This is a genomic window from Streptomyces sp. NPDC016459, from assembly GCF_040632845.1.
Taxonomy (GTDB): domain Bacteria; phylum Actinomycetota; class Actinomycetes; order Streptomycetales; family Streptomycetaceae; genus Streptomyces.
Genome location: NZ_JBEYCR010000006.1, coordinates 129,521 through 142,996, shown reverse-complemented (window position 1 = coordinate 142,996; position 13,476 = coordinate 129,521). Strand labels below are relative to the sequence as shown.

Below are 13,476 nucleotides of genomic sequence, written 5' to 3'. Positions count from 1 at the left end.
CAGGATACGGTCGGGGCCGAAGCGCCGGCCCCTCCCAGGCGTGTGGCCGTGTCGCTCGACCGCTGGAGAGCGAGGTCGCTCCGGGCGGGTGTCAGGGGGTGGTGGGGCCCTTCGTCACGGGCGTCCAGGAGCCGGCTTTCACCGCGTACACCGTGAGCCTTCGGTTGACGGTGTCGCCGTGCTTGTCGAAGGCGACGCGGCCGGTGACACCGTCGAAGGCCGACGCGGCGACGGCCTGTGGCAGCTTCGCCCGGGCGTCGGCGGGGAGGGTGCCGCCGTTGGCCGTCACGACGGCCTTCACGGCCTCGATGAGGCTCCAGGTCGCGTCGTAGGCGTACGGGCCGTACCAGCCGGCCGGCTCCGGGTAGCCCGCGTCCTCGTACCGGGTGAGGAAGTCCTGGCCCGCCTTCGATTCCTCGGCGGGCAGGCCGATGTGGGTCGCGAGGTCGCCCTCGGCCTGCGGGTTCGCCGTGAGGTACTGCTGGTCGAAGATGCCGTCGCCGCCCATCAGGGGGACGTTCACCCCCGCCTGCTTGAGCTGCTGTGAGAGCGGCGCGGCGGTGTCGTAGTAGCCGCCGAAGTAGACGGCGTCGGCGCCCGAGGACCGCACCCTGGCGGCGAGACCGGCGAAGGCGCGTTCGGCGGGATCGACCTGCTCGGTGCCGACGACGGTCCCGCCGAGGCCGGTGAACTCGGTCGTGAGACCGGAGGCGAGAGCGGTGCCGTGGGCACCGGCGTCGTCGATCACGTAGAGCTTGGTCTTCTTCGCCTCGTACAGGTGTCGAGCGGCGAACGGCCCCTGGTCGACGTCCGTGCCGATCGTGCGGAAGTACGTGGAGTGGGGGCGTGACGTGGTGCCCCCGGTCCAGTCGGGGCCCAGGGTCAGGGCCGGGTCGGTGTTGCCCGGTGACACGTTGACGACGCCCGCCCGCGCGAGGGGTGGCACCAGGGTGCCGGCGACTACGGAGTTGAGCGGGCCGACGACGCCGAGCACCTTCTTGTCGGACACGAACCGGGCGGCGTTGGTCGCGCCCTTGGCGGGGTCGGCGCCGTCGTCCAGGGCCTTGATCTCGAACGTCACGCCGGGGACGTGCCGGGCCTCGTTGGCGGTCCTGGCCGCCAGGTCGGCGGAGTTCTTGACCCCGACGCCCATCGAGGACAGCCCGCCGCTCAGCGGTGCGTCCACCCCGATCACGACGGTGACGGAGGCGGCGCCCGCGCCGCTGCCGGCCGTCCCTCCGCGGGGCGCGTCATCGTCACGGGTGAGGGTCCAGGTCAGTACGGAGCCCGTGGTGAGCACGGCCAGGGCCGTGCCCAGGACGGCGGAGCGCCGGGTGAGGCCTGGCCGCCGGGCGGACGCCCGCTCGCCGGACTCCGAGCGCTGCGAAAGCTGCCAATCGGCCGTCACACCGAGCGTGGCCGGGTCCCCGGGTGGTGGTACGGGCACGGGCGGGGCGGTCGGCCGGTCCGGCACGGGGAGGCGGGGGGTGCGGGCGGCCGATTCGGAGTCCAGGACGGTGGGGGTCGGCGGTGAGGGCGTCGATGAGGGCGCCTGCGGCGGCAGGGTGGGAGCGGAGGCATGCTCGGCGGCCGCGTCCGGGACTGGAGTCGGAGCGGATTCCGCAGCGGGTGCGGGTGCGGGGGTCACCCTCGGATCGGGCGTGGGGGTGGGAGGGGGCGCGGGCACAGGCTCGGGCTCGGGCGTCGACTCATGCCCGGCGGAGGCCTCGGACCGGGGTGGGGAGGACCGCAGCACCGCCGCGAGCATCTCCGCCGCTTCCGTGGCACCCACGCGCTGCACCGGGTCCTTGGTGAGGAGCGCGTCGAGGGCGGGGATCAGCGGGCCGGCGTGGACCGGTGGCCGGTGCGGGCTGGTGAACACGGCCACGGCGAGGGCGTGGAGCCCGGTCGCGTCGAACGGCGGGTGCCCCTCGACGGCGTGATACAGGGTGGCGCCGAGCGCCCACAGGTCGTTGGCCGGGGTCGGGCGCTTGCCCTCCAGTTGCTCCGGCGGCATGTACTGGGGGGTGCCGATGACGATCCCGCTGTGACTCAGCTTGGTCGTGGTGTCCGCGAGATGGGCGATGCCGAAGTCGGTGAGGACGACACGGTCCTTGGTCAGCAGGACGTTGTCCGGCTTGATGTCACGGTGGACGATCCCCGCCCCGTGTGCCTCGGCCAGCGCGTCGAGCATGGCGGCGCCGATCTCGGCGACCCGTCGTACGGGGAGCCGGCCCTGTTCACGGATGGCGGCGGCCAGGGACTGGCCGCGGATCAACTCCATGACGATCACAGGGGCGCCACGGTGCTCCACCACGTCATGAACGGTGATGACTCCGGGGTGGCTGAGAGTGACCGCCGCGCGGGCCTCCCTGGTGAAGCGCGTGAGCAGCGCGGCGCGGTCGGCGTCGTCAAGGCCCGGCGGGAAGAGGATCTCCTTGACGGCGACCTCGCGTCCGAAGAGCTGCTGGTCCAGGCCACGCCAGACCCGGCCCATACCGCCCTGGCCGATGCGTTCGACGAGCTGGTACCGGCCGGCGATGAGTTCGGGATTCTGCTCGGTCACGCGCACACTCTAAGTCCTGCTGCGCCGATCAGGTGACGGAAAGACGGCTTGATCACGCCTACGGTGACGGGAAGGCGAAGCGATCCGACGGGAGGGGACGCGGCGCCGGCATTCCGCAGGGCGATCCGGTCACACGTCATGGCGGACGGACCTCCCACCACGGCGCCCCACCGTGCTGTCCGTGTCAGCCCGCGCGGCGGATACGGATGGGACCTTTGAAGTCCGTCGGTTCGACGGGGCGGCCGCCCTGGGTGATCTCCACCTCGCCGGACGTGACCAGGCGCCGGGCCGCGCTTCGGGCGGGCTCCATGAGCGCCCGCCAGCCGTCGTCGTCCCCCTTGTACACGGCTCGCGCGGCGTCGGAGGGACAGATCGACGCGGTCGGACCCCGCTTCTCCAGCAGCTCGAGGATGGCACGCTCCAAGCGCCGCTCCGTCTGCCGTCCGGTTCCCGTCACTGCTCCAGTGTCGCACCGGCGCCGAGACGAGCCTGTTCAGGCCGTCGCGGCGAGCGCCGCGCCCGCCAGGACGTCGTGCGGATGCTGCACCCCGACCGGCACCCACGACAGCGCGGCCGCCCCGGCCACCGCCAAGACCAAGGCCGCGAGCCGAGTCCGTAGCACAACCACCTGGTCGACGAGGAGTTCGTTGGCAGGGCGGTCGCCGCCTGCTTCTCCTGGGGTTACGAGGACCGCATCCTCCGGGCGGCCGGGCATCCGCGTACATGCGTGTACTGGCCGTGCTGCCGAAGGCCGGGTCTGCCTGGTCGGACCGGAGAGCGCCCTGTGCGGCGTCGGCCCGCGGCCGGGGGGCGGCGGGCCGACGGAGGTCGTTCGCGGGTCAGCCGGTGGCGGCGAGTACGGCGTCGGCCATGGCCCGTTCACCCGCCGCGTTGGGGTGGAAGGGCGCCGCGGCGTTGGTGATGAGCGGCTCCATCCAGCGGGTTCCGGCGGGCTTGCAGATGTCGTGGCCGATGGACTTGGTGTAGGTGTCCACGTAGACGGCCCCGTGCGCGGCGGCCTGGGTGGCGATCATGGTGTTGAGACGCTTGTGGGTGTCCCGCAGCCAGGGAGCGTCGCCCTTGGCGATGGTCGCGACCCAGGGACAGTTGGTGCCGTTGTCGGGAAGGATCGCCGGGTAGCCGGTGACCAGGATCCTGGCCTGCGGGGCACGCTGACGAATGCCGTCGAGGGTGGCGGCGATCTTGGGAGCGGTGGCGTTGATGGTGGTGGCGAGCTGGTCGGTGCCGGTCCAGGTGTAGCTGGTCTTGCAGGGCGATCCGCCGAGGTTGAACGCCCCGAGCGTCACGCAGCGGACGATGATGTTGGCGAAGCCGACGTCGTTGCCGCCGATGGTGAGGGTGACGAGGTCCGTGTCGACGCTCAGCGCGTCGAGCTGGGGCGGCGCGGACGCGTTCTGCGCGGAGGTCATGTGGACCGTGGTGGCCCCTCCGCAGGTGACGTCCTTGTGAGCGGAGGGGGAGAGCGCGGCGTTCACCAGGGCGGGGTAATTGCGGTCGGAGCGCATGCAGTCGGCATCGACCTGGTTCGGTACCCCGGCGCCCGACGCGAAGGAATCGCCCAGGGCGACGTAACGGTCGGACGCGGTGCCGGCGGCAGCGGCGGGACCGGCGCCGAGACCGGCGGCGGTGGCCAGGGCAGCGGTGACAGCGGTGAGGGCGGCAGCGGTGCGGGCGCGACGGCTCGATGGAACTGATCGCATGGCGGTGTGCCTCTCGTGACAGGGTGAGGGGGCGGGCGCCGACTGGCCGCCGGGGAGGGCCAGTCGGCGCACCGGACCGACGCAGGGCGGACCCGTTCGCCTGCTGCCGGAGGTGCGAGGGCTGCGCGCAGTGTTACCGGTCGGTTGTACTCGCTCGTAATATGTGGCCGATGTGACGAGGCGTCAAGATGTTGCGCATGAAAATGTGCCTCGCGTCGAGTGGGGAGCAAGGGACCACGGCGGAGCCCCCGTTGTGCCATGTTTCGCCGTCGCGCGAAGTCACAGCCTCGATCGGCGAACCGTACGCGGTCTACGTGTCGTGCCGGTCCATGGACGCGGCCCGGGCATTCCTGTGGGACGTCCTTCCCGGTGTCGGTGTCGCCGGTATGGCACCTGTACGAAGTCGGGCGGGCGGCCTCCGGCGCGGCCTCGCCGCAGACGGGGGCCTATTTCGGCAGCCTGAAGAACTGACGCATGGCTCTCCGGCGGGCTTGCCTGTCGGGGGCGATGCCCGGTACGCCACTCTCCGGCGGACGCCCGTTCTCAGTCCCCGGGCCGCGGCCCCCGGCCGCCCCGCCCGGGGCGCCGGAATCGAACACCTCCTCAGGCGCCCACCGGCGCCGCGACGGGTGACTTCCCGGCCTGTGCGAGCACCGCGTTGAACTGCGCGCCGGCGAGCAGGGCCAGGTTGCTGAACCACAGCCACACGAGGAAGACGACGACCCCCGCCAGCGAGCCGTAGAGGCGGCTGTAGGTCCCGAACTGCGTGTAGAGGGTGAAGAGCGCCGAAGCACCGAGCCACAGGAACGCCGCGAGGGCGCCGCCCGGGAAGCCCCGGCGAGCACCGCGGGCCTCGGTGGGTCCGGTCCGGTAGAGGATGAGGATCAGTGCCGTGACGACCACCAGGAGCACCGGCCACCGCAGGACGGTCATGGCGTCCGTGCCCGAGTAGCCGGCGGCCGTCGCGAGTCGGCGGGCCACGGGGCCGGTCGCGACGAGGCTCGCGGCGCCCGCTACGAGCAGGGCCAGCAGCACGCCGGCCGTGAGGACGAGGACGTGCACCGCGCGGAGGGGCGGCCGCGTGTCGGGCAGCCGGTGCATCGTGTGCAGGGCGCGGCGGAAGACCGCCAGATAGCTGGAGGCCGACCACAGTGCGCTCACGATGCCGCTGACGAGCAGGACCCACAGGGAGGACGGCTCCGAGGTGAGGCCGTCCAGAGCCTCACGGAGCACTTGGGCCGACTGGGGAGGGGCGTAGGACGTGAGGTCGAGGATGAGGCGCTCACGGGTGCTGGCCCCCGCCAGTCCCACCAGGGAGACCGAGACGAGGAGGGCGGGCACGAGCGCCAGCACCGCGTAGTAGGTGAGAGCTGCCGCGTAGTCGGCGATGTTGTCGCCCCAGAGGCGCACGGCGGTGCCGCGCAGGGAGGAACGCGCCCGTACCAGCAGGTCGACGACGCGGTTCCCCGGAGTGCTCCGGGGGGCGCGGAGAGTGTTCGATGTCACGGGGCTCTCCTGCCCGGCGTCACCGCTCTCATCCTCGGTCCGTGGCGCAGGGCGTTCCGGGCTCTGCGACACGCACGTAACAGGCGATACATTTGGCGGACGGAGAAGCGTCGTCTGTACGCCCGGATTTTTTGACACAGCCGGGATGTGCGCCACGTCATCGCGGAGGACAGGGGCGGACGGCGGCGATATGTCCACCGCAGGGGAGGAACGTCATGAGTCTCACGCTGGCCGATGAGATCCGCAGCCGGCTGGGAGATCTCAGCCCGGCCGAACGCAAGGTCGCGCGGGTGTTGCTGGCCGGGTATCCGGCGGCGGTCTTCGAGACCGTGGCCACGATCGCGGAGCGTGCCTCGGTCTCCGCTCCCACGGTGCTGCGCTGCGCCTCCCGCCTGGGGTACAAGGGTTTCCCCGATCTGCAGGCCGCCCTGCGGTCCGAACTCGACGCGCGTACCGCCTCCCCCATCACCTTGTACGAGAGCTCCGGGTCGTCCCAGCGACGCGCCGTGCCGGAGCATCCGGACGAGGCGGCCGACCCCCGGCTCGGAGAGCGCCTGGCGCTCCTGCAGCAGGCCGTGTCCCAGACCTTCAAGGAGGTCGCCCCGCAGGAGTTCAGCGACGCGGTGCGTCTTCTGAGCGATCCGCGGCGCCGGGTCCATGTGGCAGGGGGCAGGTTCACGCATCTGCTGGCCCAGTACCTGGGCCTGCACCTCACGCAGTTTCGCGACCACGTGGATGTTCTGCCCGACAGGGACGTGGAACGGACTTCCTTCCTCACTCAGCTCACCCGTCGCGACGTCACCGTGCTCTTCGACTACCGGCGTTACGAGGCCGACAAGACGGTCATCGCCGAGTTGGCGCGCGAACGCGGCGGGAAGGTCATCGTGTTCACCGACCCGTGGCTCTCCCCGGCCGCGGCTCATGCCGACGTCGTTCTCATCACCCAGGTGACGTCCGATTCTCCGTACGACAGTCTCACGCCGGCGCTCGCTCTCATCGAGTCGTTGGTCGCCGCCGTGCTCGACCAGGTCGGAACCGAGGGGCACGAGAGGATGAAGCGGGCTGAGAGCGTGGCCCGCCGCACCGGCCTCCTCTGACCGGCGAGGCGCCGCTCGGGTACGCCTTGGCTGCCGGTGCCGGGCGGGTGAGGGCCCGTGGCCGGAGGTCACACGAGGCCCACGCGGCGGGCGGTCTCCTCGCTCTGTTTCATGTGCCGGTGGGCGTCGTCGCCGAGAGTCGCGACGACACACGCGACCACGGTCTCGACGACGGCGAGGGTGGGGACGAGGCTGTCGTACGGCGAGGGCGTGTCGACGCGGCTGGGGAGCACGACCTCCGCGTGAGCGCTGGTCGGTGACAGCCACGCGTCGGTGAAGACGATCACCTTGCCGCCGCGTTCCTGGGCGAGTCGCGCCATGGCCTGCTTGTCGTTCTCGTAGCGCCGGTAGTCGAAGACGACCAGGACGTCCCGTCGGCCGAAGGCGTCGAGTACCGCTGTGCGCTCGACGTCCCGGTCCGGCAGGAAGCGAACGCCGTCCCGGAGCTGCATCAGGTGCAGCCCGAGGTACTGGGCCAGGACGTGAGTGAACCGACCGCCTGTGAGGACGATGCGGCGCTTGCGGTCGGCCAGGAGCGAGATGGCGGTCTGAAGGTCGTGGGGCGCCAGCTCGGTGAGCGTCTGCGCCACGGCGTCGCCGAAGAGTTTCGCGCTGTGGGCCAGCAGGCCGCCCGGGGACTGCGGGAAGGCCGCTTCGTCCGCTGCTTCGTAGAGGTGGATCGGGGAGGCGTTGCGTACGTCGAGTTCGTCGCGCAGCGCGGCCTGGAAGTCCGGGTACCCGTTGTAGCCCAGGCGGCCCACGAAGCGCAGGACGGTGGGGGCGCTCACTCCCGCGCGTTCGGCGATGGTGGCGACGGTCTCGAAGCCCGCAGCGGGATAGGCGGCGAGCAGGACACGGGCGACTTTGCGTTCCGCCGGGGTGAGCGTGCCGAGTCTGTGCCGGATGTCGTCGGCGAGGAGCCCGGTCGTCATGGGGGTCCCTCCGTGTGGGTTCAGTCCTCGAGACCGGGCGGCGAGGCCGGGGCAGGGCCGGTACGTGGAGGCCGGCCCTGCCGGTGTGGTCATCGTGGCGCGATGCCGATCTGCAGGTCCACGAGCGTCCGCGGGGTGGCACCGTCGTCGGTCCAGGCGCTGAAGCCGCTGGTCTTGGTGAAGGTGACGGTGAAGCGGGGGTCGGTTTCGAAGGTGGTGGCGGTCGCGGTGTTCTGGGTCCGGGTCGATGCGAGGGCGCGCGCGGTGGTGCGGAACGAGTAGGGCGTGCCCTCGGGGTTGGACGCGGAGGAGAAGACGTCGTTGTTGACGGGGACGGGGGTCGTGCCGACGGGGCGCAGGCGCCGCTTGTCCGAGGCGGGGTAGGTCGTCCAGGTGTGCGGGACGTACCGGTCCGACTGGGTGAGGTAGGTGTAGCGGGCCTTGCGCATGCTCCAGCCGGCGGCTCCCGTGCGGGTGCGGGCGTCGCGCAGGTCCAGCACGGCGACGCCGTTGGGGCCGACGACCGTCATCCGCTCGCGTCGGCCGCCGGGGTCGTCGACGACCAGGGCGGTGTTCTCTTCGAGCGTGTAGACGCGGTCGTGTCCGGTGTCGGCGGCCAGGCGGTACGCGCGGCCCTCCCGTCCGTACGCTCCGGTGTGGGTGTCGATGAGGCCGGAGGTCAGGAAACCGAAGCCGCCCTGCGGGATGTACCCGAGCCGGGTGGGGTCCTCGAAGTAGCCGGGGGCGCTGCCGTCCCGCAGGCCCTCGTAGGATTCGCCGCCGCTGACCATGTCGGGGCCGGAGACGATCTGGGCGCCGGCGGAGGAACCGGAGATCACCGCTCCTTGCGCGAGCTTGGCTCGGATGGCGGCGAGGACCTTGGAGTCGGTGCGCGCGTCGCCGCGGAGGAGAGTCGTGAGGTAACGGTACTGGTCTCCCCCGCCGAAGAAGAAGCCGGTCATGGAATCGACCTGGGCGACGACGGCGTCCGAGTCGGCGTCGGCCACGTGGTCGATGTCGAGCGGGATCCACTCGGCGTCGGCCGCGCCGTGCCTCGTGAAGAGGTCGGCGTAGTAGGCCCCGTTGCACGCGGAGTTGCTGCACCGCTCCGGGTCGCCCGCGTTCGGGTCCTGGCTCTCGGGAACGGAGGCCGCGGTGATGACCCCGATACGGGCCGAGGGGCCGCCGGCACGCCTGATGATCTCGCCGTAGACCGCTGTGTTGTTCTCCTTCAGCGCTCCGCCGATCAGGACGAGCGAGCCCGCCTGGCGGCCGGGGCGTTCGGGTCCGGCCTGGGCGACGGGGGCCGAGGTGAGGAGAGTGAGGACGACGCCGCACGTGAGAACGGTACGGCGGGCGGGACCTGAGGATGCGCGCAAGAGTGCCTCCGTGGATCGGATGACGGACGGACCGGGCCCCCGCCCCGTGCCGGTGCCGGGGCAGGTTCTGCGTCGCGGGCAGGTCCTGCGTCGCGGGCAGGTCCTGCGTCGCGGGCAGGTTCCGCGCAAGGCAGGGGGGCAGCGGGCTGGCGGGGCGCGGGTTCCGTGGGGGGTGGGTGACGAGGCACGGGCGAGGCGTTCGGGAAGCCCTCGGGGTTCGCCCGGCCGGACGTGGTTCAGGGGTTTCGGGCGTCGCCGAGCGAGGCGACGAGCGCGGCGAGTACGGCGACGCGTTGGGGGACGCTGGAGATGTCGAGCCACTCCTGGGGGGTGTGGTCGGCGCCGCCGATGGGTCCCAGGCCGTCCAGGATCGGGACGCCTGCTCCGGCGATGAGGTTGGCGTCGCCGACTCCGCCCGTGGCGGTGGCTCCGAGTTCCACACCGACGGCGTGTGCCACCTGCCGGGCCTTGTCGAACATACGGCGTGAGGCGGGGGTGTCCTCCATCGGCGGGCAGAGATCGAGTTGCTCGACGAGGACGCTGGTGCCGGGTACCACGGGGTGGTCTGCGGCTTCCTGGATGGCACGCTTCGCACGCTGCACATCGGCCGTGGTCGCTGCCCGCACTTCGATGCGGAGTTCTGCTTCCGGGCAGACGATGTTGGCGCGGGTGCCGGCGCGGACCACCCCCACGTTGACGGTGACGTCGTCCCAGTGGCCGTTGAGGGCCTGGAGGGTGACGATCAGGTGCGCGGCGGCGAGGGCGGCGTTGGCACCGCGCTCGGGTTCGATGCCGGCGTGGGCCGCCTTGCCGGTGATGGTGAGACGGAAGTCGGCGACGCCCTTGCGGGCGATGACGAGGTCGCCGTTCTCCCGAGCGCATTCGAGGCCCAGGCCGTAGTGCATGCCCTGGGCGGTGGCCTCGATGAGGTCGCGGCTGGCCGGTGAGCCGATCTCCTCGTCGGGGGTGGCGAGGAACACGAGCTCGTCGTAGGCGTCGGTGCCGTGCTCGCCGAAAATCTCCAGCGCGGTGAGCCCCGCGAGCAGGCCTCCCTTGTCGTCGCTCACCCCAGGGCCGGAGGCGAGGGAGCCGTTCACCCCGAAGGGGCGCGCGGCGGCGGTGCCGTCCTCGAAGACGGTGTCCATGTGCCCGGCGAGGATGATCCTGCGGCCGCCTTCGCACTCCCGGAGCGCACCTCGCTTGCGGCCGATCAGGGCGTCGCCGGCCCGGGCCCCGTCGGGTGCGGGCGGGAAGCCGACGCGTTCGACATCGAAGCCGAGGCGGTGCAGTCGGCGTTCGACCCAGTCGGCGACCTTGTTGACGCCGGCGGCGTTGTAGGACCCGGAGTCGATGGAGACGAGTTCCTCGAGGTCGTGCAGGTACTGGGCCCGGTGGGCGCGGGCCGGGCCGAGGAGGTCCGGGGCCGACATCCGCCGGCGGACGGGGGCGCTCACAGGACCTTGGACAGGAAGGCGCGGGTGCGGTCCTGTTCGGGGTCGACGAGTACCCGGCGGGGGTCGCCGGATTCGACGACGACTCCTTCGTCCATGAAGACGGCGGTGTCGCCGACCTCGCGGGCGAAGCCGATCTCGTGGGTGACGACGACCATGGTCATGCCGTCGGCGGCGAGCTGCCGCATGACGTCCAGGACATCGCCGACGAGTTCGGGGTCCAGCGCGGAGGTCGGTTCGTCGAAGAGCATCAGTTTGGGCTTCATGGCGAGCGCGCGGGCGATGGCGACGCGCTGCTGCTGCCCGCCGGAGAGCTGAGCGGGGTAGTGGCGGGCCCTGTCGCCGAGGCCGACCTGTTCGAGCAGGCTGTGGGCCTCCTCCCGGGCCGTGTTCCTGGCGACGGCTCCGACCTTGACGGGGGCTTCCATGACGTTCTCGACGGCCGTCATGTGCGGGAACAGGTTGAACCGCTGGAAGACCATGCCGATGTCCCTTCGGCGTTCCGCGACTTCACGTTCGCGCAGCTCGTGGAGCTTGTTGCCGTGCTGACGGTAACCGACGAGTTCGCCGTCGACGGTGAGCTTGCCGCCGTCGATCTTCTCCAGGTGGTTGATGCAGCGCAGGAAGGTCGACTTGCCGGAACCGGACGGTCCCAGGAGGCAGCAGACCTGGCCACGTTCCACGGTGAGGTCGATGCCCTTGAGCACCTCGAGCCTGCCGAAGTGCTTGCGCACGCCTTCGGCGCGCACCATGGGAGTGCTCATCGGCTCTCCTCCCTGTTCTTGCCGTTCTTGCCGTTCCGCCCCATGGCTCCGCCGAGCATGCGCCGGAGTGGGGAGGCGTAACCCGCCATGGTGGTGCCGCGGCCGTAGCGCCGCTCCAGCCATGCCTGGGGAACACCGAGCAGGGTCACGAGGGCGAGGTACCAGAGGCTGGCTACCACCAGCATCGGGATGACCTGGTAGTTCTGGGCGTAGACGTCCTGGATGTTGGACATCAGGTCATGGGCGGAGATGACCGAGACCAGGGCGGTCATCTTGAGCATGTTGATGGTCTCGTTGCCCATCGGGGGGATGATCACGCGCATGGCCTGGGGAAGGACGATCCTCCGCATGGTGAGCGCGGGACGCATGCCGAGCGAGTGCGCGGCTTCGGCCTGGCCGGGATCGACGGACTGGATGCCGGCGCGCACGATCTCCGAGGCGTACGCGGCCTCGTTGAGGCCCAGGGCGAGCAGGGCCGCGATGGCGGGGGTCAGCAGCGCGTTCGTCTCGGCCTGGAGGAACGTGATGTCGGTGAACGGGACGCCGATCTTCACGTACTTGTAGAGGGCGGCCGCGTATCCCCAGAAGATGATCTGCACGAGCAGCGGGGTGCCGCGGAAGACCCAGACGAACGCGGTGGCCAGGCCGTACAGGACGGGGCTCGAGGACAACCGCATGACGGCTATCAGGGTGCCCAGGCCCAGGCCCAGGAGCATGGCGGCGGCGGTCAGCCAGAGTGTGGTGGCCAGCCCGTCGAAGATGAGGTCCGCGAAGAGGTAGGTGCCGACGACGTCCCAGTGGAGGTTGTCGTTCTTGGCGAGGGAGCCGATCAGCCCGACGAGGGCCAGCAGCGAGGCGACCGCGGCGATCCAGCGTCCGTAGTCACGGACGGGGACGACTTCGAGGTCCTGGACGTGCGGCTCGCCCGTGAAGGTGGTTTCGGCGGGTGTCTTGGTGTCGAACATCTCTAGTCCACCGCCGCGTTCTTGGTGGCCTTGGGGACGGCGATCGACGCGACGCCGTACTGGTTGTAGATCGCCGCGACGGTGCCGTCGTCGATGAGGGCCTGCAGGGCCTTGAGGATCGCGTCCGTCAGCTCGGGCAGCTCCTTGCTGACCGCGATGCCGTTGGGCGATGCGTTGTAGCCGCCGGGCGCCGCCGGATCGTCGACCAGGTCGAAGGCCTTGCCGTCGCCCGCGGTCTTGGCGACCCAGCCGGCGGCGGGCTTGGTGAGGACCTGGGCGACGACCTTCCCCGAGCGCAGGGCGAGTTGGGCGTCGGAGTCCTTGGGGAAGGTCTGGATGTAGATCTTCCCCTTGCCCGCCTTGGCGCAGGCCGCCTGGTGGGACTTGAGCAGCTCGAGCTGGTTGGTCGCGGTCTGCACCGCGACCTTCTGCCCGCAAAGGGTGTCCAGGGTGGTGATCGTGGACGGGTTGCCCTCGGCGACGAGGATGCCGGAGCCGGACTGCGAGTAGTCGACGAAGTCCACGACCTTCTGACGGTCCTTGTTGTCGGTGATGGCCGACATGGCGACGTCGAACTTGCCTGCCTGGATGGCCGGGACGATGCCGTCGAACTTCTGCGGGGTGAAGGCGAAGGCCACGCCGAGCTTGCCGCCGAGCGCCTGGCCCAGGTCGTAGTCCAGACCGGTCAGCTCGCTCCCGCCCTCCTTCGCGAACATCTCGAAGGGCGGGTAGGGAACGTCGGTGGCCACCCTGACCTTGCCCGCCTTCCTGATCTCCTCGGGCAGTGCGTCGTACAGGGCCTGGTCCTTCTTGACCTCCACACCGGCGACGGAGACCGGGCCCGCCGCTGCGGGCGCAGTCTCGGCACCCCCGCAGGCGGAGAGGGAGAGAAGCGCTGTGGCCGTTACGGCGGCGGCCGCTGCGCGGTGGGCTGGACGCGTGGTCATCGGGGTGATCCTCTCGAGGATTCTTCGCCGGCGGGTTCTGGCCGCCGGCCACAGCAGGGAAATTACAGATCATTCATTCGACTGGCTAGATGTATCTCACGTTACGTTCACGTAACGTGGCGCTTCGGGTGAGCAGTGCGGCGGTTAA

The 13,476-nt window shown here is 70.9% G+C and carries 11 protein-coding genes; 1 reads left to right on the top strand and 10 read right to left on the bottom strand.

The features are described 5' to 3' along the window. Positions 1-91 precede the first annotated feature (91 nt). From ABZ567_RS17375 to ABZ567_RS17360, 4 genes are all read right to left on the bottom strand, one after another. Positions 92-2,566: a bifunctional serine/threonine-protein kinase/ABC transporter substrate-binding protein gene (locus tag ABZ567_RS17375; protein WP_360790237.1), complete on the bottom strand. Its 2,475-nt coding sequence runs from the start codon at positions 2,564-2,566 to the stop codon at positions 92-94. A gap of 184 nt (positions 2,567-2,750) precedes the next feature. Next, complete coding sequence (locus tag ABZ567_RS17370) at positions 2,751-3,023, bottom strand: DUF3253 domain-containing protein (RefSeq protein WP_360790234.1); 273 nt, start codon at positions 3,021-3,023, stop codon at positions 2,751-2,753. A 382-nt stretch (positions 3,024-3,405) separates the two neighbouring features. Continuing rightward, on the bottom strand, positions 3,406-4,287 hold the full coding sequence (locus tag ABZ567_RS17365; protein ID WP_360790231.1) for an SGNH/GDSL hydrolase family protein: 882 nt from the start codon (positions 4,285-4,287) through the stop codon (positions 3,406-3,408). A 603-nt stretch (positions 4,288-4,890) separates the two neighbouring features. Further along, the gene (locus tag ABZ567_RS17360) at positions 4,891-5,793 is read right to left on the bottom strand and encodes a YihY/virulence factor BrkB family protein (protein ID WP_360790228.1); all 903 of its coding nucleotides are present in this window, start codon (positions 5,791-5,793) and stop codon (positions 4,891-4,893) included. 215 nt (positions 5,794-6,008) lie between these two features. Between ABZ567_RS17360 and ABZ567_RS17355 the strand changes: the two genes are divergently transcribed. After that, positions 6,009-6,890: a MurR/RpiR family transcriptional regulator gene (locus ABZ567_RS17355; protein WP_360790225.1), complete on the top strand. Its 882-nt coding sequence runs from the start codon at positions 6,009-6,011 to the stop codon at positions 6,888-6,890. Between the two features lie 68 nt (positions 6,891-6,958). Here the strand turns inward: ABZ567_RS17355 and ABZ567_RS17350 are convergent, their stop codons facing one another. The 6 genes from ABZ567_RS17350 to ABZ567_RS17325 all read right to left on the bottom strand — a co-directional run bounded on the left by ABZ567_RS17350 (position 6,959) and on the right by ABZ567_RS17325 (position 13,328). Continuing rightward, a complete protein-coding gene (locus ABZ567_RS17350; RefSeq protein ID WP_360790222.1) occupies positions 6,959-7,822 on the bottom strand; it encodes a MurR/RpiR family transcriptional regulator in 864 nt (287 codons plus the stop codon). Between the two features lie 89 nt (positions 7,823-7,911). Further along, positions 7,912-9,201, bottom strand: a complete 1,290-nt coding sequence (locus ABZ567_RS17345; protein WP_360790219.1) for a cyanophycinase — start codon at positions 9,199-9,201, stop codon at positions 7,912-7,914. A 236-nt stretch (positions 9,202-9,437) separates the two neighbouring features. Continuing rightward, a complete protein-coding gene (locus tag ABZ567_RS17340) occupies positions 9,438-10,655 on the bottom strand; it encodes a M20 family metallopeptidase (RefSeq protein ID WP_360790216.1) in 1,218 nt (405 codons plus the stop codon). Beyond that, complete coding sequence (locus ABZ567_RS17335) at positions 10,652-11,404, bottom strand: amino acid ABC transporter ATP-binding protein (RefSeq protein WP_360790906.1); 753 nt, start codon at positions 11,402-11,404, stop codon at positions 10,652-10,654. The genes ABZ567_RS17340 and ABZ567_RS17335 overlap by 4 nt, the downstream gene beginning before the upstream one ends. Positions 11,405-11,412: 8 nt before the next feature. Continuing rightward, the gene (locus tag ABZ567_RS17330) at positions 11,413-12,381 is read right to left on the bottom strand and encodes an amino acid ABC transporter permease (protein ID WP_360790213.1); all 969 of its coding nucleotides are present in this window, start codon (positions 12,379-12,381) and stop codon (positions 11,413-11,415) included. Between the two features lie 2 nt (positions 12,382-12,383). Next, complete coding sequence (locus ABZ567_RS17325; protein ID WP_360790211.1) at positions 12,384-13,328, bottom strand: ABC transporter substrate-binding protein; 945 nt, start codon at positions 13,326-13,328, stop codon at positions 12,384-12,386. Positions 13,329-13,476: the final 148 nt, after the last annotated feature.

Excerpts from the sequence above, each read along its gene's own strand:
- ABZ567_RS17335 (WP_360790906.1), bottom strand. The coding sequence starts at position 11,404 with ATGGTGCGCGCCGAAGGCGTGCGCAAGCACTTCGGCAGGCTCGAGGTG.
- ABZ567_RS17350 (WP_360790222.1), bottom strand. The coding sequence starts at position 7,822 with ATGACGACCGGGCTCCTCGCCGACGACATCCGGCACAGACTCGGCACG.
- ABZ567_RS17355 (WP_360790225.1), top strand. The coding sequence starts at position 6,009 with ATGAGTCTCACGCTGGCCGATGAGATCCGCAGCCGGCTGGGAGATCTC.
- ABZ567_RS17325 (WP_360790211.1), bottom strand. The coding sequence starts at position 13,328 with ATGACCACGCGTCCAGCCCACCGCGCAGCGGCCGCCGCCGTAACGGCC.
- ABZ567_RS17365 (WP_360790231.1), bottom strand. The coding sequence starts at position 4,287 with ATGCGATCAGTTCCATCGAGCCGTCGCGCCCGCACCGCTGCCGCCCTC.
- ABZ567_RS17330 (WP_360790213.1), bottom strand. The coding sequence starts at position 12,381 with ATGTTCGACACCAAGACACCCGCCGAAACCACCTTCACGGGCGAGCCG.